The sequence below is a fragment of the Novipirellula aureliae genome, assembly GCF_007860185.1.
GTDB lineage: Bacteria > Planctomycetota > Planctomycetia > Pirellulales > Pirellulaceae > Novipirellula_A > Novipirellula_A aureliae.
In genome coordinates this window covers 632,013-655,102 of the sequence record NZ_SJPY01000003.1, presented here as the reverse complement: position 1 = coordinate 655,102, position 23,090 = coordinate 632,013, and the positions used below count along the sequence as shown (strand labels likewise).

15 protein-coding genes and 1 riboswitch are annotated in these 23,090 nt (G+C 52.8%); of the genes, 10 read left to right on the top strand and 5 right to left on the bottom strand.

Annotation, left to right across the window (positions count from 1 at the left end):
- Positions 1-42 precede the first annotated feature (42 nt).
- The gene (hisS, locus tag Q31b_RS11735; RefSeq protein WP_146599849.1) at positions 43-1,377 is read left to right on the top strand and encodes a histidine--tRNA ligase; all 1,335 of its coding nucleotides are present in this window, start codon (positions 43-45) and stop codon (positions 1,375-1,377) included.
- A gap of 4 nt (positions 1,378-1,381) precedes the next feature.
- Positions 1,382-2,422: an endonuclease/exonuclease/phosphatase family protein gene (locus Q31b_RS11730; RefSeq protein ID WP_146599848.1), complete on the top strand. Its 1,041-nt coding sequence runs from the start codon at positions 1,382-1,384 to the stop codon at positions 2,420-2,422.
- Between the two features lie 69 nt (positions 2,423-2,491).
- Here the strand turns inward: Q31b_RS11730 and Q31b_RS11725 are convergent, their stop codons facing one another.
- From Q31b_RS11725 to Q31b_RS11715, 3 genes are all read right to left on the bottom strand, one after another.
- Positions 2,492-3,721 (bottom strand): GNAT family N-acetyltransferase, encoded by a 1,230-nt coding sequence (locus Q31b_RS11725; RefSeq protein WP_146599847.1) that lies wholly within the window; start codon positions 3,719-3,721, stop codon positions 2,492-2,494.
- A 426-nt stretch (positions 3,722-4,147) separates the two neighbouring features.
- Complete coding sequence (gene asnB, locus Q31b_RS11720; RefSeq protein ID WP_146599846.1) at positions 4,148-6,055, bottom strand: asparagine synthase (glutamine-hydrolyzing); 1,908 nt, start codon at positions 6,053-6,055, stop codon at positions 4,148-4,150.
- Positions 6,056-6,198: 143 nt separating this feature from the next.
- Positions 6,199-7,191, bottom strand: coding sequence for a potassium channel protein (locus Q31b_RS11715; protein WP_146599845.1), 993 nt, complete (start codon positions 7,189-7,191; stop codon positions 6,199-6,201).
- A gap of 776 nt (positions 7,192-7,967) precedes the next feature.
- Here Q31b_RS11715 and Q31b_RS11710 point away from each other — a divergent pair.
- From Q31b_RS11710 to Q31b_RS11700, 3 genes are all read left to right on the top strand, one after another.
- Positions 7,968-9,344 carry a glycosyl hydrolase gene (locus Q31b_RS11710; RefSeq protein ID WP_146599844.1) on the top strand — a complete coding sequence of 459 codons (1,377 nt, stop codon included), beginning with the start codon at positions 7,968-7,970 and terminating at the stop codon, positions 9,342-9,344.
- 100 nt (positions 9,345-9,444) lie between these two features.
- Complete coding sequence (locus Q31b_RS11705) at positions 9,445-10,254, top strand: 3-ketoacyl-ACP reductase (RefSeq protein ID WP_197171383.1); 810 nt, start codon at positions 9,445-9,447, stop codon at positions 10,252-10,254.
- Positions 10,255-10,288: 34 nt separating this feature from the next.
- The gene (locus tag Q31b_RS11700; protein ID WP_197171381.1) at positions 10,289-11,464 is read left to right on the top strand and encodes an ATP-grasp domain-containing protein; all 1,176 of its coding nucleotides are present in this window, start codon (positions 10,289-10,291) and stop codon (positions 11,462-11,464) included.
- Positions 11,465-11,488: 24 nt separating this feature from the next.
- Here the strand turns inward: Q31b_RS11700 and Q31b_RS11695 are convergent, their stop codons facing one another.
- A complete protein-coding gene (locus tag Q31b_RS11695; protein ID WP_197171379.1) occupies positions 11,489-12,418 on the bottom strand; it encodes a rhomboid family intramembrane serine protease in 930 nt (309 codons plus the stop codon).
- Positions 12,419-12,538: 120 nt separating this feature from the next.
- A riboswitch (cobalamin riboswitch) is annotated at positions 12,539-12,780 on the top strand.
- 118 nt (positions 12,781-12,898) lie between these two features.
- On the opposite strand from Q31b_RS11695, the gene Q31b_RS11690 reads away from it, so the two are divergent.
- Together Q31b_RS11690 and Q31b_RS11685 are read left to right on the top strand one after the other, a co-directional pair.
- Entirely contained in the window at positions 12,899-13,870 is a 972-nt protein-coding gene (locus Q31b_RS11690) for a DUF1559 family PulG-like putative transporter (protein ID WP_146599840.1), read from the top strand.
- A 40-nt stretch (positions 13,871-13,910) separates the two neighbouring features.
- Complete coding sequence (locus tag Q31b_RS11685; protein ID WP_231617493.1) at positions 13,911-14,786, top strand: DUF4465 domain-containing protein; 876 nt, start codon at positions 13,911-13,913, stop codon at positions 14,784-14,786.
- A gap of 66 nt (positions 14,787-14,852) precedes the next feature.
- Here the strand turns inward: Q31b_RS11685 and Q31b_RS11680 are convergent, their stop codons facing one another.
- On the bottom strand, positions 14,853-18,041 hold the full coding sequence (locus Q31b_RS11680) for a PVC-type heme-binding CxxCH protein (protein ID WP_231617492.1): 3,189 nt from the start codon (positions 18,039-18,041) through the stop codon (positions 14,853-14,855).
- Positions 18,042-18,344: 303 nt separating this feature from the next.
- On the opposite strand from Q31b_RS11680, the gene Q31b_RS11675 reads away from it, so the two are divergent.
- The 3 genes from Q31b_RS11675 (at position 18,345) to Q31b_RS11665 (ending at position 22,917) form a co-directional block, all read left to right on the top strand.
- Positions 18,345-20,480: a hypothetical protein gene (locus Q31b_RS11675; RefSeq protein WP_146599838.1), complete on the top strand. Its 2,136-nt coding sequence runs from the start codon at positions 18,345-18,347 to the stop codon at positions 20,478-20,480.
- A gap of 584 nt (positions 20,481-21,064) precedes the next feature.
- Entirely contained in the window at positions 21,065-22,411 is a 1,347-nt protein-coding gene (locus tag Q31b_RS11670; protein WP_146599837.1) for a DEAD/DEAH box helicase, read from the top strand.
- A gap of 302 nt (positions 22,412-22,713) precedes the next feature.
- On the top strand, positions 22,714-22,917 hold the full coding sequence (locus Q31b_RS11665) for a cold-shock protein (protein ID WP_146599836.1): 204 nt from the start codon (positions 22,714-22,716) through the stop codon (positions 22,915-22,917).
- Positions 22,918-23,090: the final 173 nt, after the last annotated feature.

Here is a 23,090-nt window from a genome sequence, read left to right as displayed (position 1 = left end):
CAATTCCAGCATTCCTCTTTCCATCAAGCACATTACTGACCCATGACACTCATCCAGCCTCGAACGCTTAAAGGTTTCCGCGACTATTTACCAGCGGTGATGATACCACGCGAACAATTGATGCAGACCGCGCGCGAGGTATTTCGCTCGTACGGTTTTGCACCGATCGACACGCCAACTCTCGAACACCTCGAGATTCTGACGGGAAAAGGGAGCGAGGAAACCGATCGCCAAATCTATCGTTTTGCCGACAACGGTGGTCGAGACGTCGGGATGCGTTTTGATTTGACGGTACCGCTTGCGCGTTTTGCGGCCCAGCATATCGGCACGCTAGGCACGCCATTTAAACGCTATCAAATCGCTCCGGTATGGCGCGGTGAGAAACCGCAAGATGGTCGTTACCGTGAGTTTGTCCAGTGTGATTTCGATACGATTGGAACCGAATCGGTTTTGGCCGATATCGAAGCGGTGGCTGTCATCCATCGGCTACTGGAGGCAATTGGTTTCGACCGTTTTACGATCAGCATCAACAATCGGGCAATTTTGACAGGACTTTTAGAACACCTCGGCTTGGCGGACAAGACGGTTGCGGTCCTACGAAGTCTCGACAAACTCGGAAAGATTGGCCGCGAGAAGACGGCAGCCGAAATGTGTACCGCGGCCGATATCAAGCCCGATCAAGCCGACGCGGTGCTGCGATTGGCTGATTGTAGTGGCGACTCCGATTCGGTGTTTGCGAATCTACAATCGATTACGGGCGGGAACGACAAGGCGGCCTCAGGGATCGAGCGTTTAAGGCAAATTTACCAAGGCGCCTTAGCCTCAGGTGTCCCGATGCGGCGAATCAAGCTCGACGTTGCGATCGCTCGTGGATTGGATTATTACACCGGTGTGATCTTTGAAACCACTTTGGACGACTTGCCATCGATCGGCAGTGTTTGTAGCGGTGGCCGCTATGATAACTTAGCTGGACTCTACACCAAACAGCATTTACCGGGCATCGGTGCTTCGCTGGGACTCGATCGATTGATCGCTGCGATGGAGCACCTGAAACTCTTGCCGACCGCGTCCACACCCGCTCCTGTCTTCATCGCCTACTTTGACGAAGACCACCGCGATGATTACCTAAGAATGGCCAATCGGCTGCGAAGTGCTGGATTGGGCGTCGAGGTCTATCCCGACGCTAGAAGATTAGGAGCACAATTAAAGTACGCTGATTCGCACGGTTTCACCCTGGCTATCATCGCTGGCGGCAATGAATGGTCAAACGGAGAGGTTCAGTTGAAGCAGCTATCGACCAAGCAAAGCGAGACGGTTGCATACGATCACGACAATAGCGACAAGCTAATCGATCGGGTCAAGCAGGTTCTGGGATGACAGAATGAAACGAACGCTTTTGATCTTGGCGATCGCTTATCTTGTCCTGCTGATTCTCGTTTGGGCATTGATGTGGACGGGCATGAACTCTCATTGGACGATCACATTGTTATTGTTTTCGCCACGTTGGGTGTTGGCGCTACCGCTTTTGGTCCTCGTGCCGCTGACGTTAGGGTACCGCAAAAAACTGGCCCTGATTTATCTGGTTCATGGTTGGATTTTGCTATTTCCGATTCTGGATTTCCATGTTGGTGGTTTACCGTTTTCGAAATCGGCAAGTGTTCCACCGAACACCCCAGTGCTTCGCGTCTTGACCAGCAATTTGGGAGGCGGTGATATTGATTTCGATCGATTGATTCAGTTGATCGAAGACGAACAAATCGACGTTGTCCTCTTTCAAGAGTGCAAGCATCGTCTCGCCGAGACCGTGTTCAAAAAGCTTGACTGGAATACCCGGCAAGAGGATGAGATCGCGATTGCTAGTCCGATGCAACTAAGTGATGCGGTGTTGTTGGCTCGGAAACCGGAATCCCATGCCAATTCGGCTGCTGCGGTCACTTGCACGATTCGGTTGCCAGACGAGCATTGGCCCCATGACACGTTAGAGAGTCATGATCGTGGGAATGTCCGCATTCGGCTTGTTTCGGCCCATTTTCCGACATTCCGTCCTGCCCTTGAAAAGCTGCAACGCTTCGACTTTGGGAACGGCCCCATTGCTCTCGATCAAATGGGGGAAGCTTATCGTGAAGTCGTCGGACAAGTGCACCGATCGATTGCGGAATCGGAAGAGTCGGTGATCGTGGCAGGCGATTTCAACATGCCTGTCGAAAGCGATCATTTCCAGAGGTTTTGGGGTAGCTACCAGAACGCGTTTTCCAGCGTTGGTTCTGGATTTGGCCACACCAAGTTCACTCGCTTTCACGGGATTCGCATCGACCACCTATTGGCTGATCAACATTGGCAGATTCTGACATGCGAGGTGGGGCCGAATCTCGGTGGCGACCATCGCCCTGTGATCGCCACGTTTTCGCTACGAACCGAATAACGCTTGGTGGCAAAGCAGGCTGGGATTGTGTCGTTTGTAAAGAAAGCGACTTGACCGAGCCTACTGCAACTACGCCACGTTCCGTTTACGGAGGGTCCGATAGAGTGTTTGCAGCAGCGGCAATGACCGAATGATCATCCTCGTCGGCAGGCCTCCTAAACCAATTACCGTGCTTTGCAGTTGAACCTTGTCGTTCCAAATCCGACTGACCGCCGAGCTTCCTGGAGCGGTACACGAATCAATGCTTCGAACGTTTCTCTGATGTGCATTTTCGATGTTGTGGACCTCAAGCAACAGTCCAGGTGATTGTTTTGCATAATCTTCATCGAATGCCGTTTTGTAGGCAACTGCGTAGTCATCACCAAAAATATCACAAAGCATGGCGATCGGTTTGCCGCCGAGCTTCAATTCAGAGAAGACCACTCTTGGTTCGCCGCTCGATTGACGTCGAATCATCTCACAGAAGAATTCACGGGTGTTTGAATTGCACTTCATGGCGGTTCCGCTGCGGCCTTTCCAACCACATGCTTCGAGTCTCAGGAAGTCTTCTGCTAACTGCCTGAAGTCACTTGATGCATTGGATGTGGTGATGTTGGTTTCGCCATCCTTTTCGGCCAATTGTCGTTTGCAGCGACGAAGTCGTTTTCTCAGGTTCTTCGAGAAATGGTTGCCTTGATAAACTTCGAATGAGGCCTCTGTTGTTAGAGCTGCACGCTCAAAGTGATCTTTTCGGAACCTTGCAAAGCCACCGCGAGTGATCGCATCGTTAAGCACTTCTTCAAACTTGGTGTTCGAAGTAATTGTATTAAGATTCAAAAACGCAATTCGTTGTTCTGACAAAGCTTGAAACAGAAAATCGAATGTTTCGGCGGCAAAGCTGTTTCGTACTAGCGGAGTGCTATCAGGCAGATAGTCACTTTGTAGGATGGACGCGATATCCATCGGTATTCCCAGCAATCGTTTTCGAACGAGCGGCAAAATGGCATACAGCGTGGGGGGGCCGTTGGTTCGAACACAATCCGATTCGACGACTAAAATATCGACCTTCTCGGGCACGATGTGGTTCAGTAGCGGAACCAAGAAGCGGTGGTCAAAGAACAAGTTGGTCTGCAGCGAGTTGTTCACCAAGTCGTCCCACGCTTCGCTGAGCGATTCAAGTTCGCTTGTTTCAGAAATCCAGCGAGCGCGATAAGCCGGTTTTTCGGAATGTGCCGGTTTTTCGGTAGCGTGCGGCCGATCCGATTCGACAGCAGGCAATACCAGGGGGAGGTTCTGCGTCGCTGGGGCGAGGGTTTCCATAGAGAGAACAAATAGTTTACGAAGGTTCGGACAGGGAACTATCGTAAACCTAGGTTATCATTTGTGTCTGAAAGCGGAGGATTCTCCAAAAGGTGAAAAATTCGCTTTCTTCGAACCCTCTTCGTATGCCCATCGCTAGCCCGGATGATTCATGGGCTTGCAAATTGTTTTGCTAACGTCTACGCCTTAAAGCGTTTACGTTCATTGCTCGAAAAACAGTCTGCGTATTAGCCGGGCTAGCGGTTGTTGATTTTGTGTATCGAAAAAGTTCCGGAGCTTCGAGTGCTTCAACCAGATTTGATTTGGCGAGATCGGCTACGTTTCAATCGATGGGCTCGTTCAAATCGATGGGCTCGTTGGCTTGACGCCAGACGCGACACCCCGGATCCCCGGCTTCCCAGCAAAAAAGCGTGTCCGACAACGGAATCAAGTCCAGCGCCGGAGCCATTTTTCTAAGATGAGCAAATTCCATAGCCGGTAACCGTGGTTGTGCTCATTCTGTTCGTGCGATCGGACCAGTTCGGCAATCGCTTGTGGTCGCATCATGGTAGACAATTTCGAATCGCTTGCCAGCAACGTGTCGTGGACCATTGGCTTCAGTTCGTCTCGGAACCAATTGGCGATCGGGATGCCAAACCCCATCTTCTTGCGAGTGAAAATCTGTGGCGGGATCATCGATCCAAATGCGTCTTGCAAAATTAGCTTACCTCGTCGACCTCGAAATTTTAGATCGACTTTCAGCGATGCTGCAAACTCGACCAAGCGATAATCGAGTAGCGGTTGTCGCACCTCCAGGCTGTTACCCATCGAAGCGATGTCAACTTTCGTACACAAATCGCAAGGCAAATAGGTCAGCACATCAGCGGCCGATGCACAGCTAACGACATCCCGTCCCTTCGACCGATTCCAGGCAGACGCCAAAAACTCGAAGGGATCGTCACCAGGTAACTGGGCGACGAAGTCGTCCGTGTACAAACTCGCTCGCATCGACTCAGGGAAAATCTGTAGCCATTCCAGGTAGCGCCGAGCGGCAGGACGCCCGAGCGCTTCGGTAAACCGCTTGATTCTCCGCAGCAACGATCGCTGTTTTTGCGAATCCGGCAAGCGCTGGATCAATCCGATTCCTGGGATGCGGTGAATGGGAAACAATTTTTGTAGTTTATTGCTTAGCCATAAAGCTCGGTAGCGTTCATAGCCCGCGAACAATTCGTCACCGCCATCGCCCGAGAGTGCAACGGTGACCTGGCGGCGCGTTAGTTCGGATAAGTACCAAGTCGGCACTGCCGAGGAATCGCCGAACGGTTCATCGTAGTGCCATACCAACTTGTCGATAATCTCGACGCCGCTTGGTGAGACCTCAAAGCGTTGGTGCTGCGTCCCCAAATGCTCGGCGACTTGAGCGGCATAAACGGTTTCGTCGAAATCGGATATTGGAAAACCGATGCTAAATGTTTGCACCGGATCGGTCGACAATGATTGCGCGATGGCAGTGATCAATGACGAATCGATTCCACCGGACAAGAAAGTTCCAAGCGGAACATCGGATTGCATCCTCAGTCGTACCGAATCGGTAAGCAATTCGCGAAGTTTCTCCACGGCGTCCTCTCGCCGCATTGGAATCTCGACACTAGGGTCATAATCCCAATACCTTTCGACTCGTATTTTGCCATTTTCAAAAATGGCAAAATGGCCTGGAGCTAACTTGTGGACACCTTTCCAGATTGTTCCCGGTGGCGGGATGTATTGGTATGTCAGGAACTCATCGATTGCCGCCGGGTCGACCTCTTCACAAACGCCTTCAACGACTGCTAAGCATTTCAGTTCGCTACCGAATACCAAGCGGTTATCTTTGACAGCGTAGTAGAGTGGCTTTTGGCCGATTCGATCGCGAGCGAGTACGAGGCGGTTTCGGTTTGCGTCCCAGATAGCGATGGCGAACATGCCGTTGAGTTGTGAAAAACAATCGGTGCCCAAGTCTTCGTAGAGATGCAAAATCGCTTCGCCATCGCCAGCGGTTGCAAACGAGTGGCCGGATGCTTCAAGTCTTCGGCGTAGCGTTTTAAAATTGTAGATTTCACCATTAAAGACCATGCGGATCTTACCGTCTTCATTCGCCATCGGTTGGCGGGCCCCCTCGACGTCGATGATGCTAAGCCGGCGAAAACCTAAACCTATCCCCAAGCGGTTTCCGTACGCATCGTGATGATCATGGTCGATCCAGGTTTGCGAGTCATCTGGGCCGCGGTGAGCGACCGCATCGGTCATTTGCATCAAGACCGAAGGTGAGATCGCTTGGCGAGGCTCCGTCCAAACCGCTCCGGTAATCCCACACATTGCTTGATGTTCCGACTATAGAAATGGTATCGATCCGGGACCGTTCGCGAACCTCCGATGCCAAAAGTATGATCGCTGGCCGCGAATGCTGCAATCAGCCCTTTTCGTTGCGGGCAACAAATGAAACGTACCTGGTAACGTCTTCAGGCGTTCTCCGCTTCTTCGCTCGCTGTCAACTGGCTCAATTCAATTTCCCGTTCGAGACGACGGATCTTGCGTCGAATCAATTTCACTTGATTCTCTAGCTCATCATGTTGTCTCCGCAGTTTAATCAGAGACTTTTCTGGTGATGTATGGAGCATTCGTTCGATCAGATCGAGCAGAACCATCGCCCGGGCAACTCGCATCGCCGTGCCTCGCAGTCGATACATACGTGCGACTTGATTCAGTTGCGAGAGGCGAACCAATTTGGTGATACCCGTTGCCCGCAATAGCCTCAACGACCGCAAAAAAGAAAATAGCGGCAAGATGATGATTGCCAAATCGATCCAGTGCTTTCGGCAATACTGAAATTTCTTTTCTGCTAACGACACCATCAAAATGAACTCGGCCGCAAAACAGAACCAGATCATTCCGGTGGAAAAATGCAACGCGAAACGTAGCCAGCGGTAATCCGCAACCTGCGTTTTCATGAACCATTCGACGATCAGTACTGGCATGATTAGCAAGGCAATGCCAATCATTGGCATACTAAATCGCCGTTCCAAGCGGCGGCGCATTCTCGCGTCTGCTTTTCGCCATCCCAAGCTCGGAAGCCAAATGCGTTCGCCCATCTGCAGACTTTTTGCGCACATTCGCAGCGAGGGGCAAATCGCAATCAGAAGACTGAAGAAATGGAACGACCGCGTTTGGCGGTTCCAAGGCCGGGTGAGCCAGTGGAAAATCGATTCGGCGATCACGATTGGCCAAATCAATTGCATCAAGCGAATCGCGAATGACTCGATTGTCACCATGCCCGCACCGCTCGAGATCACCGGCTCACTAACGTTTGCGGAAAGATTCTCTCGCAAATTTGGAACGTCAACCCAGATCACGATCAAGACGGCTTGGCAAACCAGAAAGATTAGCGCAAGCCAGAACATCACGGGAGCTGTATGAACGGCAATCCATAACAGTTTGGCGTTCTTTTGACTCACAAATTGATCCTTTTGGGCTCTAAGTAGTAGTGCAGCTAACACCTATCCTAAGGCCCAAACCGACTCACGTCAGGGGCGCGGTCATGGCATAATCGCAGGTTCGTTAGCAATCGCCACCGCCGGAACCCATTCACTTGGCTCCTCAGCCGAATGCCAATCGGGACGATGGCCGACTGCACCCGCGATCGCCCCGTCACCAGCAAACCCAAAACGCTGGCGATAACGCCAGCCAATTGGTGGGGGACGGGGACTCCCCGATTTTCAAGCAACGGCCCGCAAAAATTGTCCCAACCCGTCAGACAGCAGCTGAGCCAAGGCAACGAATTGGGCCGCATCCCAACCAAGTGGCACAGGCTTCTAGCCTGTGATGGCCCGACCGCAGGCTTCCAGCCTGTGATCGCCCAACCAAGTGGCACAGGCTTCTAGCCTGTGATGGCCCGACCACAGGCTTCCAACCTGTGATCGCCCAACCAAGTGGCACAGGCTTCTAGCCTGTGATGGCCCGACCAAGTGGCACAGGCTTCTAGCTTGTGATGGCCCGACCGCAGGCTTCCAACCTGTGATCGCCCAACCAAGTGGCACAGGCTTCTAGCCTGTGATGGCCTGGCCACAGGCTTCCAACCTGTGATGGCCCGACCACAGGCTAGAAGCCTGTGCCACCCATGATTGCTTGTTCCGAGAGACGCCGCTGCGTGGGCCCCGTCTCAACAAACAAACGCCCAACGGGTAGGCTTAGCGGTGCTGACACCACCGAAGGATACTAACAAAAACCTAACATGATAATTGATACGTCAATCACTCCTGAAAGTTTGCTTCCAAGCCTGCAAGTATTCTGGGAGATTTCGGGGCAGAAGATTACCTCGATAAACCGTGACTATGACTCCAGCCAAGGGTCGCCGGTCTTCACCATCGGCGGACTCTACACGACGCGAGGTTGGACCGAGTGGACGCAAGGCTTTCAGTACGGTAGCGAAATCCTGCAGTTTGATGCCTCTGGTGACGGCTCAATGTTAGAACTGGGCCGCCAAAACACACTTGCAAGAATGGCTCCCCACATCACCCACTTTGGGGTTCATGACCACGGGTTTAATAACGTCAGTACCTATGGAAACCTGCTGCGGTTAATGCAAGAAGGCGTGATCGAAGCCAACCATTGGGAGAAAAACTATTACGAACTCGCTTTAATGGCATCGGGGGCAGTCCAGGCGAAGCGTTGGACATCGTTACCAGTCGGCGGATACATCTACTCATTTAATGGTCCGCATTCATTGTTTGCCGATACCATTCGCTCGCTTCGGGCTTTGGCAGTATCGCACCAACTCGGGCACGCTTTGATGGATGAAAACGATCGATCCATAAGTCTGCTAGGGCGATTGGTCGAGCACGCGAAAACGACAGCCGACTATGCGGTGTATTACGGTGAAGGACGCGATGCCTACGACGTTCGCGGACGAACGGCCCATGAGAGTCTCTTCAATCTTAACGATGGAAATTATCGCTGTCCCAATTCACAACAAGGCTTTTCGCCGTTTACCACTTGGACTCGGGGATTGGCCTGGATTATCGCAGGCTATCCTGAACAATTGGAATTCCTTGCTACCCGACCCGATGAGGAGTTCGAAGTATTTGGAGGTCGTGAATCGGTAGAGACGTTTATGCTCAAGGCCGCTCGTGCGAGTTGTGAATTCTACATCGAGAACTCGGCTGCCGATGGCATCCCCTATTGGGATACCGGGGCACCCGAGTTGTACAAACTCGGAGACGACTATCTAAGTCGTCCTGCGGATCCCTTCAACCAATTTGAGCCCGTTGATAGCTCTGCTGCTGCGATCGCTTCGCAAGGCCTGATTCGGCTTGGACATTATTTGGAGGCGAAAGGGGACTCGGATGCAGCCACTCGCTATCGCCAAGCTGGTTTGACCGTCTTGAGGACGCTATTGCACGAGCCCTATCTGAGCACGAGCCCTTCTCATCAAGGTCTGATTTTGCATTCGGTCTACCATCGTCCTAATGGATGGGATCATATTCCCGAAGGACAAAGTGTGCCTTGTGGTGAAAGTTCGATGTGGGGCGATTACCATGCCCGTGAAGTTGCTTTGTATGTTCTACGCATGGCGACGGGGAAGCCATACTACAAGTTTTATCTGTCGTAAGGGTGGCAAAGAAGGGGGTAAGCTTGTAGCTTGCCGTCAAAGAGAAAACCGTAACCTGGAAACTTAGGCACGCCCCATTTCACTAACAGAGTTGTTGATCATGAAAAAGCGACGAGTGGCCTTGGTGACCGGCGGCACACGAGGTATCGGACTTGGAATCGCCAAATGCCTAGCGGGCGACCCCGCATCGAACCGCGAATCGTTCGACTTGGTGGTCTGCGGTGTTCGCGAAGCCGATCAAGTCGGCGAGAGTATTGAAGCAATCAAAAAGCTTGGTGTCGATGTTCTCTATTGCCGATGTGATGTCGCAGTAACCGAAGCCCGCCAGGCGATGCTTGATCAAATCGAATCTCACTTCGGCCGTCTTGACGTTCTCGTCAATAACGCGGGTGTCGCCCCGAAGAGGCGACTTGATATGATGGAAGCGACCGAAGAGGATTTTGAATGGGTTCTCAAAACAAATTTGCAAGGACCCTATTTCCTGACTCAGCAAGTTTCCAATTGGTTTGTCAGGCAAGGCAAATCCGAGTCGGATAACGGCGTTCCCTCGCAGACGCGAACGATCATCAACGTTTCGTCGATCTCGGCGACGGTGGCTTCGCCAAGCCGCGGGGAGTACTGCATCTCGAAAGCAGGCGTCAGTATGGCGACCCGTTTATGGGCCGTCCGCTTAGCCGAATACGGGATTCCTGTATTCGAAGTGCGACCTGGAATCACGGCAACCGATATGACCTCGGCCGTCAAAGAAAAGTATGATCGACTGATCGCGGAAGGATTGATTCCACAATCACGGTGGGGACAACCCGAAGATACAGGAAAGATCGTCGCGGCAATGGCCTGCGGCGATTTTGGTTACTCGACCGGACAGGTCGTCATGGTCGACGGCGGAATGACCATTCCACGGTTGTAAGTGAATCTCACCCTTGCACTTCGAAGAAAACGCATTGCAGCAACCCATAATTCTCATCGGTGCGAGTGTCCGCTCGGCAGCCGAGTCGGCGATTCGTGGCGGCCTACGAGTCATCGGCGTCGATTCATTCGGAGATGTCGATTGCCGTAGCGCAGCCGAAGAATTTCATGCACTGCCTAAATCAGGCGTTTCCCGACAAGAACTCATTGCAACACTTAGCCGCCGGTTTCCCAATAGCCCCTTCATTTTGGTGGGTGGCTTTCAAGACGACAATTTTCTCTCACAAGTATTGGGCAGCGGCCGCCACGTTGATTGTCGCCAACCCGAAGTGCTTCGTCTCGTCGCTGACAAGGCCAATATCCGGTTTCCTGAAACAACGTCCTCAACAGCTCTTGTTTCGAATGGACGATGGCTGGAAAAATCGCTCATCCGTACCGGAGGACTGGGGGTTCGATGGTTCGATCGGCAAACGTCAGGTCCTTCAGCCTCGCCAAGCTCGAAACCAAACGCAAGCAAAACAATACGGCAACGTTGGATTGCCGGACGCCGTTGGGGGATTACCTATCTATCTGATGGAGTCGCTGCGGTCTGCCTTGGGGTATGCCGGTCGCTGCACACTCGCAAAGCAGGATTACCGTTTGTCTATGGCGGTTCATTCGGGCCCATCGACCTTTTGCCATCCCAGCTTCAAATTGCCAACGACTTGGGGCAAGCGTTCGTGCAGCAGAGCGCGTATGCAGGTCTGTTTAACGCCGATGTCATCGTGGATCGCGATAACGGAGTATGGCTCCTCGAAATCAATCTGCGTTGGACGGCTTCGAGTGAATTGGTTGAAGCCGCGATGATCGACCAAGGGATTCTGCGGACAGGTGAATCGCTGTTCGCTACAGCACTTCACACTTCGTTGGGCTGGGTGACGGCATCCCCTGGCTTTGGAGCGATGCAGCAACGAATCGCGGAAGCAACGAAGTCCAAATCCCGTTTTCGGCCCAGGCTCAAGAAGATCGTCTATGCATCGCGCCGAGTGGCGTTTTGCACAAACCGAACCCGTCAGTACCTGACGGCCGCGATGCGAATTCGTGACATTCCTGCACAAGGATCCAATATTGAAGAAGGCGAGCCAGTCGTCAGTTTGATCGTTGATTGGCAGCGAACTCGTCAAGCGGACCTACGGCAAGCGATCTCATCCATCGGATCGCGAAAAGTCTGACGTTCGATCGATCCGGGCTAGAGTCTACCGATCCACTGGCGAAGTGATACTCAGGCTCCATGCAAAAGCAATCAACGCCATTGCCGCCATTGCAGCACAGCACTGGATGGTTGAACTCGCCAGAACTCGGGTCGGCAATCGGCAACCGAACCATCCGATCAAAACGCCTGATAGGAACCCGGTCACATGAGCGACCACGTCGGTTCGCTCGCCACCGATTCCTAGCATCGCCAACAAGAGAACACCTCCGATCAACGGGCTCCAGCGCTTTTGCCACTTCTCGGCAGCTGCTGAGGATGCATCCAACGCCGGGGGCCGAAGCGCATGGGCGACCATGATTCCCAATGCGGCAAAGACGGCGGTGGAGGCTCCGATCGAGACATGCTCGGGGTCTCGCACAAACGCGTTGATCGCATTGCCGAGCGTACCCGCCAACACGATCGTCAGCCAAGCGACACCACCGCCGAGAATTCGCCCTGCCAACAGTCCGAACACGGCTCCGAACCCCAAGTTCGATATCAGGTGAGAGCCATCGACATGCAGCGTCAAAGCGGTCACGCATCGCCACCATTGGCCGCCGGTCACCTTGTCTGCTTGCATTTGTCCGAGAAGAGACCAATTGATCTGATAGGCAGAAACGTCTGCGAGCAGGAAAAACGAAATGAGGATCACAGCGTAGGCAAAGACGCCCGCCATCGCGCCGCCGAACAACTCGGTTCGTTTCGGCTTATTTACCGCCGGCGATTCAGCTTTCTCGAGCTCATAAGCATTGAGTTCCGCCGCCGCGGCCGATTCGTTTTCGTCCGCGACCGCCAGCCACCAACGGTGGTGTTGTTGGTAAGCGTGCGAGCCGATCCCGGCCGATTCGAGGACAAGTCTTGCTTCCATGCAGGAGCGGCGATCGTCGAATTCGAACGGGGGATGCGAGTGGCGATGTGATCGTTGCGATTGCATTCGGGTTATGTTCGCTGATCGGTTTGCTTTTGGCAATGTAGCCGCTTCGCGATCGACCAACGGGGGGAGAGGGTCGAATTTTAGGGAATCCCGGCCCTTGACGGCCATCATCCTGCGGATAGACTTGGACGTGTTCGTGGTGACCCGTTTCGATGCTTCGAAGCGAGTGAACAGGGAACATCCGGTGAAATTCCGGGACGGTCCAGCCGCTGTGAACTGCCGTGTTTGTTTGGAAAGCCTCCAAAACAATCAGGTCTACTTTCCTTCTTAAATGAAGAGCCATTGCTTGGGCAACCGAGCGAGAAGGCTGTGAGCGTAGATTGGCAGTAAGTCAGAAGACCTACCACGAAACAGATGTCTTTGTGCCCTCTCGGATTGGGGCGGATATTGCGAAAACCGTTGTGTTTTCGGCGCATGTTTCTTCACGGATACCACCGCAAGTTGTGGCTGAATGGTCGCGGCTTTTCACGAGCCGGAACGATGATGAACCTATCTCAGAACTCCGACCACAAAAATCTCAGACGGAAGCAGGCATTCACGCTTGTTGAGTTGCTCGTCGTGATTGCGATCATTGGCGTTTTGGTGGGACTGCTGCTACCAGCGGTCCAAGCGGCACGTGAAGCGGCACGTCGAATCCAGTGCTCTAATAATTTGAAGCAGATGGGGCTTGGGTTTCACAACTACCATGCAGCCTATCGGAAATTCCCGGTTGGCGGTGCGGGCGCGGCGAGTGCCACGAACGCCTTCATTAAAAAACTTTGGAGGCCAAGCTGGGGAACGTCTTTATTGCCTTTCATCGAGCAACCAGGGATCTATGAAAAGCTCGATATGGATGTGTCTTATCTCGACCCCGCCAACCACGATGCAGGGGCCGAAATTGTCCCCACTTACCTTTGCCCCTCGGCACCAAAGTCGACGTTACTTCGCCCCAACGGTGACAACCTCAGTTCGACGGTTCTTTTTGGGCGAACCGATTACGGCGGCAACTATGGCGAGCGGGGGCTACGCTGTGCTCCGCTGAAAAATTGCCCGAACAACTATTCCGATATCGGCATTACCGATGGCGTTGGTCGAGGTGTTTTGTTGTTTGGGAAGGATGGCCAACTTGGAATCAATGCCATCCTTGACGGTACGTCCCACACGATCATCGTCGGCGAAGCACCCGAGGGGCTACATTCCATCTGGATCGGTCACAAAAACCTGTTCGACCAAAGTGCTCCCATCAGTGCTCACGTCCTTCCAGGAACCGATTGGGTTTCGTGTTCGCCAGGTCTCAACAGTCGCGAAGGGAACTTTTGTGACCTTGGGCAAGAATTCCATAGCTATCACGTTGGTGGTTCGCTGTTCTTGATGGTCGATGGATCGGTCCGCACGGTCACGGATGACATTGATCTCAAAACCTTCGCGGCATTGTTGTCGCGGCGCGGCGGCGAAATTGTTGCCGACTTTTAACTTTAAAATCGTTTCACCTTACCACAAAGAAAGACCAACCATGATTCGCATCTTGTGCTGCCTCGTTGTCGTCTCAACCATGTTGTCGACACGACTGTCAACTGTTAACGCCGCGACGGTCATCGATTTCGAAAGCCATCCCCTTGGAGTTGAGGACTTCTTTCAGGGGCCGGTTCCGGGCGCCGATGAAAGTCCCGGGCCGTATGGAGGTACAAGGTTCACAGGCAACCTTGACATTCAAGGAGTCGGTTTCTCAAACAGCTATGAGAATTTCTACAATAGTTGGGGAGGATTCGCGGTTTCCAATCGAACCGATACGACGACCGGAGATTTCAACAATCAATTCAGCGCGTTCCCCGGTTCGGGCGCAAACGAATCGTCTAATTACGGCGTGGCTTCTGGCTACCATGACCTGGTTGGCAACTTCACCGGCAACGAGGCTTTTGATCGCAACAATTTGGCGCACCTTCGCGGTTTGCCCAGCATCTACTTGCCACAAGACACAGAAGCGATTTCTGCGTTTGTCACCAATACGACGTATGCCGCATTGACGATGGCAAACGGTGGCGAAGGAGCAAGGGCATTTGGCGATACGGACTTCTTCAAGCTTTCCGTATACGGCATCGATGCGAATGATGAAGTTTTGTCGAACGAAATTGAATTCCATTTAGCCGATTACCGCTCTGAAGATGACTACATCATCGATGCATGGACCCTGTTGGATTTAACACCCCTCGCGGGCGCATCGAGTTTGCATTTCAACCTTGCTTCGAACGACAATGGCAACTGGGGGATGAACACGCCCAGTTATTTTGCGATCGACAATTTGACGATCCAAGCGGTCCCCGAGCCATCGAGCTTTGCAATCCTGAGTCTAGGTGGAACGGCAGTATGGTTTTTCCGCCGTCGCCGCTAGCGGATTTCCGATGGGTGCTTGGTGTACCTCCCTGACTTCGCAGGAGCGTGAATTACGTGCAACAGCCTAATCCACCTGACTGGGGTGCATCAGGTAGCCGATTAAATCTTGGGTTTCTTGATCCGATAGAGTCTCGAGCAGACCTTCGGGCATCGACGATTGGTTCGTCCGTTTTTGATCTTCGATCTCTTCGGTGCGAATAACGATCGTCTCCGTGCTCGTTTTCAGGGTCATTGTTTCGTCCGATTGGTCGACAACCAATCCATTGACAATGCGTCCGTCGTCGAGCAGCACGACCGTCATTTGGTAGTCCTTGTCGACCACGCCGCTAGGGTCGACGATGTTCGAGAGTAAATAATCGAGATCACTCCGGTTTGCACCAGAAAGGTCGGGGCCAAACGTTGCCCCTTCGCCATAAAGGCGGTGACATGTGCTGCAGTGTTTGTTAAACAAAGTTCGCCCGTTTGATTTATCTGACGCTGCGATGGTTTCCGTCGACAATGCTTGCTTGAGCTTGTCGATTTGTTCTAGTCTTGCCGCAGGGGTGTCGTGAACTTGGCCCCACACGTTGGCAAGGGTACGGTTGAGCGATTGATCGTGATGACTTTGGATTTGTCTCGCTTGAAACGCAGATAAATCGGATCGATGGATTTTTTCCTCTTGGATTGCCTTCAATAATTCATTCGCAAACGATTTCCGGCTAACCAACAAGGAGATAATTTTTGGTCGATCGGGGCTACGAAACGCGAAGTAGCGGCGAATCAACTGGCGGGCGATCGACGGATCGTCGAATTTCGCCAAGCCCTCCGCCGCAAGAACATTCATCCGAGCATCTGGAAGCAAGCTTTCGCAAATGGCTCGCAAATCATCGTCGCCAACTTGGATCAATGTTTCCAAAGCGGATAGACGCGATTCGTAGGACACGGACTCGCTATTCTTCCCAAGGGCTGTTTGTTTTAGTTCTTGCAAAGCTCGGCCATCACCAAACAACACGCCAAGTTCTCGAACATAGCGTTCCAGCGGCTTTGCACGGAGCGCCGCAATTTGATTCCATGCTTCGGGTCGGTCGGCTCGCTTCCATCCACGCAGCCCGTCACAGATTCCACTCATCATTGTCTCCTGTTCCCCGATGGATGACCGATTGCAAATCTCGACCAGTAATGCGTCGAACGCTTGCGGTTGTCGACGCATCTCTTCGGCAACACAACGCGCGATCCATTTTAGAGTTGTGGGAATCCGGCACCTACCAGCAATCTCGACTAGCTCGCCTGCATCCCGGCTGCCTAGCGGTATCAATCCATACCAAATCATTAGCGGAATATTATGGTCGCCAGCATCTTCGGCATGAGCGACCAACTCAATCGCCAACGTTTTTCGGCGGTCGATCGGCAATCTTTGCAGCGTCGATGCTAGGGCCAAACGAACACTGGCGTTCGACTCGTTCCTTGCCATGTTAGCGAAGGTCTCCACAAGCTTGTCGAGCGAATTGTCTTGGTTTACCGTTGCCGAAAAGTTTGCTTTCCAAGAAGGTCCCATCACGTCATCGATCGGCCACGCCTCGGTGGCAATCCGAACCGCTGTACGTCTGACGGATGGGTACGGATGGGTCGTCATCAGGCGGACAACTTCATCTTGATCCAACTTGCTGCAAGCGTGAAGTGTCAACAGGGATTGAACGGTAACGGCTGGCGAATTGCTTTTGTCCACCAGTAGGTTTTTCCGCAGTTCTGCGATCGCTGCGTCCATCGTTTGTGGATCGTCATGTTCGACGTTGAGTCGTGTCCGACGGATGAGTTCGAGTCGTGCTTGACGCAGATACCAGCGATTGCTGGCACGATGAGCCAGCACCAATTCGCTCGCCGGCCAATCATGCAAATCATTGCTTTTGCCTGCTGCGAAATCGACCTCCGCGATTTTGCGACTCGGCACATTGGATTCACTTTGCTGTGGATCATAGCTGATTTTGTAGATCCGACCACTTTCACGGTGAACGCCGGTGTGTTCATGGCATTCTCCTGTATCGGACCAATCCAAGACAAACACATTTCCGTCTGGACCCGTAGACAAGTCGATACCACGAAACCAAGGGTCAGCCGCTAAAAAAAAGTCGCTGCCATGTTTAATCGTGTACCCGCTGCCGTCCGCTTCGATCCGTTCACGATTTGCACGTCTTCCATGAAAGTTCAATGTGAACAATGCGCCATCATATTGTTTGGGCCATCGTCCACCTTGATAGACGAGTGTTCCCGAATGGGCGTGGCCGCCGCCGTAATCGTTAGCGGATCCATCGCGTGATTCCATCCACTTTTTTCCTGTATCAAAGTGCCAATGATCGGCATGGAAATCGATTGGTTCGTAAGTACGCCGATTGGGATCGAGTGTGAAGGGGCGTGGATGATGAGCACCCGCGATCGTGTGCCAAAGGTGTCCGTTGACGGTATTGCAAAAGAACATCTCGCCGACATCGTTCCAGTCATGCCCCCAAGGGTTCGTCGTTCCTGCGTTCAAAACCTCCACCGCTTTGCTTAGCGGGTGGTATCGCCATACGCCGCCGGTCAGCGCAGGTCGATTCGAGTCCGGGGTCTCAGGGGTGCCGATTTTGCCTGGGCATGATCCACCACATCGACCGTACAGCCAGCCATCGGGACCGAATCGTAGTCCATTGGCAAAGTTGTGATAGTTTTGTTGGGCCACGGTAAACCCATCCAAAACGACGGTGGCGGGCCCATCCGGCGTATCGTCTTGATCTTTGTCGGCTAGGAACAACAACCTCGGAGGACACATTAGCCAAACGCCACCATAACCGATTTCCAATCCCGTCAGCATTTGAATGTCATCGGTGAAGACGCGGCGAGTTGCAAAGTGGTCAGCCGATGTATTATCGAAGATGAGAACACGATCGCGCAGATCCAATTGAAATCGTTGGCTGCGCTCGGCATAGGTGAAGTTCTCGGCAACCCAAAGTCGTCCGCGTCCATCCCATGCCATTGCGATTGGATTCATCACCTCGGGTTCCGCCGCAAAGGCCGACGCGTGAAACCGCTCCGGAAGTTCGATGGACGCCGCCGCGACCGTTGCGGACATGACTGGTTTGTCGGCTTGCTTTTCAGTATTGAACAGGGCGGGGAATTCGGCCCAGCAGTCGTTTGTTCGGTATCCCGCTAATTGGATTCCTGGCATCGCTAAGGCGACGGCCAATAGGAAGAACCACTTGCGTGGTAGGTTCGGCAGCTCGGTGAAACAGGGTGCGTTCATAGCGGCCATTCTACATCATCCAAAACGCGGTGTGGTTGCAGTCCAGCCTGGGTGATACGGCGCTTTCCCCCCGTGTTTTGGCGGCATTCGGCCAACGCGTGTCGTCAAGAAATTGGCGCCCCGTCACTTTAATTATTCGTATCGAGCCCTACCAAGTTTTTCTAAATTGTCACAAATTGAGTGCAGTTGTGCCGTTTTGTCACGAAAGTCTTGGTACCGCGATTGAAGCGAATTTCCGAGTTAATTCGAAGACTGAATTGTCCGATAGCTTCACGTATGCCCCTTCGTCTCTCGGAGTCAAACGTGATCTACAATACTAATCGCTTCGGCAAGCGATCTTACCTGACCTTACTGCTAGCCCTTTCGTGTTCTTCATTTACCGCTGTACCATCCGGGTGGGCAGAGGAGGCGTCGACGGTAAGTTCCGCGCTCGAGCTAAAGCTGACGCCCGCTTCGGAAGATGCCGTGGAAGAGGTGCGGGTTGCTCGCCGACCCAAGCTGGTCGATATTTTGATCAAATCTCCAGAAGAGCTAAATCGCTTGGCTAAAACGCCCGAAGCGTCGTCTGTTGAGGCGGTCGACAAGGCACGAGGTTTTGAACGTCGACCGAAGCCAGCTGACCCGCCGTCGCTACCACCTCGGATGCAACAGGTCCTGCCGCAACTTCCTCCCTCACAGGCAGCCCCGATTGGTTCTTCGCGAACGACCGCGAATGCTATCAATGACGGCTGGGTTGCTCGTGATGCGATCGGCAGTAAGCAACCGCTAAGCGATCCACGGCCGATTCAGCTCGCTCAGCCCGTTGCTAGGGAGCGGCAAGCGGTTCGTCCCGAAGAGCAAGCGTTGCCTGAACAAAAAGCCAACACCAAGATCAATCCACCTCGGCGAGAATCGAGCGAACAACTCGAGTTGTTCGAACCCGTGGTATCGGTTCCTGCTAGGCCCACGCAAGCGGAGCGAATGAGGGATGTGGCGGTCGGTGAGGAACCGCAGGTAACGCCTGAGACGGAGGAGTCCTTGTCGGATGAGCCATCGGTAGAGGAGTCGCCTGTTGCGATTCGCCGACTTCGCATTGATCGTGACGGAACGCCACGTTCTCTCAATGGCAACCGTAGCCCGTCGCCGTCCTTGCAGCGTATTGAAGACGGACTCGCAGAGGACGCAATTGAAATTCGAAGTCTGAGCCGCGCCGATCGTGAAGTGAGTGTTGAGTCCAAAGAGGTGCGAGCGGTTCCACGAAAAAAAGTTACGAAGCCGAGCGAGAGTGCTGCTCGATCCGTGCCACGCCAATCGGTCGGTGACCAATTTCGCGTTGGCGACCAGTTCGAAGAGGTCATAATCGAGCCGAACGGCCCGCAATCGGCTAGCCCACGGGCGGACGCCAAACCGGCACCGGTTATCCGGTTGGATTACACGGGACGTCCAGCGGAAGCGATCCGCTTGACGCCGACGGTCCAGCGTATGCAGGGCTCCATTCAGAATTGTTTGCAGTACTACTACAAGCAAACCGAAGTTGCCAACGGGCGAAGCAATTGGGGCATGATGCACGCCATGATGGTGTGGGGGATCGATACAAAGATTATCGCCAATCGTCGCGACTACAGTGCGATTGCTTGGATCGCCGGGAACAATGCGTGCCGCGGTCAAAAATTGCTAGGGCTCAACCCTCAAGGTGGCATCGAAGTCAAGAGTGGGATTGGGCTGCAAGGCCATCAAGCTCAGTTCTTGACCGTTTGTGCATTGGCGAAAGTGCCGATCGACTACCCGCTTTATGTCGGGCGAACGCGATTTAGTGTTCTCGATGTGGTCAAAGCCGAAATGGCAGATTGCGAAAGTGGGGATGAGCTTACTTTCAATCTCATCGGTCTGGCACACTACTTGGACACCGATCAAACTTGGATCGGGGCCGACCGACGCGAATGGGATTTCGAGCGATTGATTCGCGAAGAGTTGTCGCAACCCATCGTTGGTCAAACCTGCGGGGGAACGCACCGCTTGATGGCCTACGATCATGCGTTACGAAAACGACGCATCGAGGGTAAACCGATCACCGGCCAATGGTCACGAGCAGCAGCTTTCACGGATGACTTTGTGAAGTATGCCTACACGCTGCAGAACCGCGATGGCTCGATGAGCACGAACTGGTTTGCAGGCCGTCAAGACAATGGTGATTTGGATCGTAAGATCCAAACCACAGGCCATATCATCGAATGGTTGTTGACGCATACGCCTGATTCCGAACTGCAAGATCCTCGTCTCGTCAACGGCGTTCGCTTTCTGCTATCGGCGATGTGGAACGAACGAGATCACGACTGGGAGATTGGTCCCAAAGGACATGCTCTGAGATCTCTTGCCATGTTCTATGAGCGAGTCTACAAGGTTGGTCCGGCGTGGCAGACGCCAGCAATGGCAAGTCGCCAAGCTGGATCGCGACGTTAACGCCATGCAAATCGGCACAAAAAGAATCAAAAGCAAACTTTATTGAGGTTAGCTATTGGCAATTCCTTGCCTTGCGGGTACACTTCCTTCGTAGGCCACGTCCTTCCGAAGGGGTGGATTGGCAAAAAGAAGGCTAAAAAAGAAGGTCGGAAAGAAGCGAGTAACGTTGACTCACCGGAGTGACGTTTTCCGGCGAAACTAGGGTTTCTAACAGAGTATCTGGATCCTCTTGCACCTTAGTTCAATCGCAGCAGACTTGATTTGCTGCAAATTAGTTGGTTCCTAACGGTTGTGTTGATCGCACTGGGTTCCAACCAGCGTCATTCAAGGACGCACCCCCATTCTGAGACTTTCTTGTTTGTCCAGAATCGAAACGAACGATCCAGACGACTGTCTTGGTTTGCAAAATCAATCAGTCGCCGCACATAGGGTGATCACGAGTCGTGATCCCAAGCTCTGGTCGAGTAGCCGTGGTGTTGACGCGAGATCTGTGATCTCAGTCGCTTCACTTGCGGGATGCTCAGCGTGCGGAAATACCAACATTTTGCATTACTAGAATAGTTTAGACAACCAAGGAAAACCCTTTGAAGACTTTTGATGAACTGGAACTGATCGAGCCACTAAAACGATCGCTAAAAGAACAAAATTATACGACACCAACGCCAATTCAAGCCCAAACGATTCCAGCCGCTCTTGATGAGTACGATGTTCTCGGCTGTGCCCAAACGGGTACTGGAAAAACCGCTGCTTTCGCGTTGCCGATCCTCAACTATCTCGGCAAAGAAGCTCGGAAAGCACGTCCAAACCAACCACTAGCATTGGTCTTGGCACCGACGCGTGAGCTAGCTATTCAAATTGGCGAAAGCTTTGCGACTTATGGAAAACACCTACGGCTTCGCCATGTGCTGGTCTACGGTGGCGTGAATCAGGCTGGCCAGGTGCGTGCCCTCAATCGTGGGGCTCATGTTCTGGTCGCAACCCCAGGACGACTGCTCGACCTGATGAACCAGGGTTTCGTTCGTTTGGACCAATTGGAAGTTTTCGTTCTCGACGAAGCCGACCGAATGCTCGACATGGGTTTTTTACCCGACCTGAAACGGATCATCAGGGAATTGCCTGAGCAGCGTCAATCGTTGTTCTTTTCGGCAACCATGCCGCCTAAGATCGTCGATCTCGCTCAGTCACTTTTGTTTGAACCGGTGACCGTGAATGTGACGCCGAAGACGACTAGCGTCGAGCGGATCGAACAACGTGTTGCCTTCTTGGAGAGAAATTCCAAGTTGCCACATTTAGAGAAGCTACTGTTGGGTGACGATGTCGAACGCGTGATCGTGTTTACACGCACCAAGCGGGGGGCGAACGTGCTGGCGGAGAAGTTGTCCAAAGGCAAATTCAAAGCGGTCGCCATTCATGGCAATAAGTCGCAGAATGCTCGCCAGCGTGCGCTTGACGCGTTCAAACGCAAGCAGGTCCAAGTCTTGGTGGCCACCGACGTGGCTGCACGCGGAATTGATATCGATGGGATTAGCCATGTCGTCAATTATGACATGCCTGTGGAGGCTGAAAGTTACGTGCATCGAATTGGGCGAACGGGACGCGCCGGTGCGGACGGGATCGCGGTTTCGTTCTGTACACCGACCGAGCGAGATGAGCTTAGCGCAATTGAAAGATTGATTGGACAAAAAATACCACTCGACCCGAATTGCCAATCCACCGATTTTCAGTGGGATAAGTCGTCGGGCGGCGGCGGTGGCCAAAAGTCGGGAGGTCGTCGGCGGTTTGGAAACAGCCGGAGTCGCTACGGCTCAAACTCGGCGCGCCCCAAACGGACCGCTTCCAACGGCTCGACCGACCCACGCGGATCCGGTAATGGAAAACGCGGACCGAAGAAGTCGTTTGGTCAACGCAAACGGGCGACCGTCAAAGCATAGTTGCTTGGTCATTGGGACCGGGGAACGATTATTAATAAAAAGGTTTTAATTAAATATCCAAACGGATACCCACGCGGGCTTTCGTTAGGGTATACTACCTCCGAGAAGTTACCCCCGAGAGGTCATCCCGATTTAAGAATGAGAAGTGTTTTTCATACTTCTGTATTTTGAAAAGGGCGGTTTCGACAGGGCATTTTTGTTACGGGATTTGCAACTTGTAAATTCCAAATGTAGTCAGATCAAATGAGCGTTTCATTCGGCATTGACTGCATACTTGTTTAGAGAAGATTAGGTAGAAGAAGATGGCAGAAGGTAAGATCAAGCGGGTTACTGACAAAGGTTTTGGTTTCATCGAAACCGATACTGGTACCGACATGTTTTTTCACAGTTCAGCTCTCGAAGGCGTCAGCTATGACGATCTTCGCGAAGGCCAACTCGTGACTTACAACATCGGCAAAGGTCCTAAGGGCCCACGCGCCGAAAATGTTCAACTTGCCGGCGAGTAATCGAGCGAATCGGCCTAGCTGCTGATTGATTTGATTTCTTAAAAGATAAAGCTGCGAAGCACCAAGCGTCATTCACGACGTTTGGTGCTTTTTTTTTGTTTGCTTCGCCTCGTCCGTCTTGTGGTAGTGGATCTTGTTAAAAATCCTTGCTCGAAAGAATCTTTAACAAGATC

Coding starts and splice junctions, on each gene's coding strand:
- hisS (WP_146599849.1), top strand. CDS start 43: ATGACACTCATCCAGCCTCGAACGCTTAAAGGTTTCCGCGACTATTTA.
- Q31b_RS11730 (WP_146599848.1), top strand. CDS start 1,382: ATGAAACGAACGCTTTTGATCTTGGCGATCGCTTATCTTGTCCTGCTG.
- Q31b_RS11725 (WP_146599847.1), bottom strand. CDS start 3,721: ATGGAAACCCTCGCCCCAGCGACGCAGAACCTCCCCCTGGTATTGCCT.
- asnB (WP_146599846.1), bottom strand. CDS start 6,055: ATGTGTGGGATTACCGGAGCGGTTTGGACGGAGCCTCGCCAAGCGATC.
- Q31b_RS11710 (WP_146599844.1), top strand. CDS start 7,968: ATGATAATTGATACGTCAATCACTCCTGAAAGTTTGCTTCCAAGCCTG.
- Q31b_RS11705 (WP_197171383.1), top strand. CDS start 9,445: ATGAAAAAGCGACGAGTGGCCTTGGTGACCGGCGGCACACGAGGTATC.
- Q31b_RS11695 (WP_197171379.1), bottom strand. CDS start 12,418: ATGCAATCGCAACGATCACATCGCCACTCGCATCCCCCGTTCGAATTC.
- Q31b_RS11690 (WP_146599840.1), top strand. CDS start 12,899: ATGATGAACCTATCTCAGAACTCCGACCACAAAAATCTCAGACGGAAG.
- Q31b_RS11685 (WP_231617493.1), top strand. CDS start 13,911: ATGATTCGCATCTTGTGCTGCCTCGTTGTCGTCTCAACCATGTTGTCG.
- Q31b_RS11680 (WP_231617492.1), bottom strand. CDS start 18,041: ATGAACGCACCCTGTTTCACCGAGCTGCCGAACCTACCACGCAAGTGG.
- Q31b_RS11665 (WP_146599836.1), top strand. CDS start 22,714: ATGGCAGAAGGTAAGATCAAGCGGGTTACTGACAAAGGTTTTGGTTTC.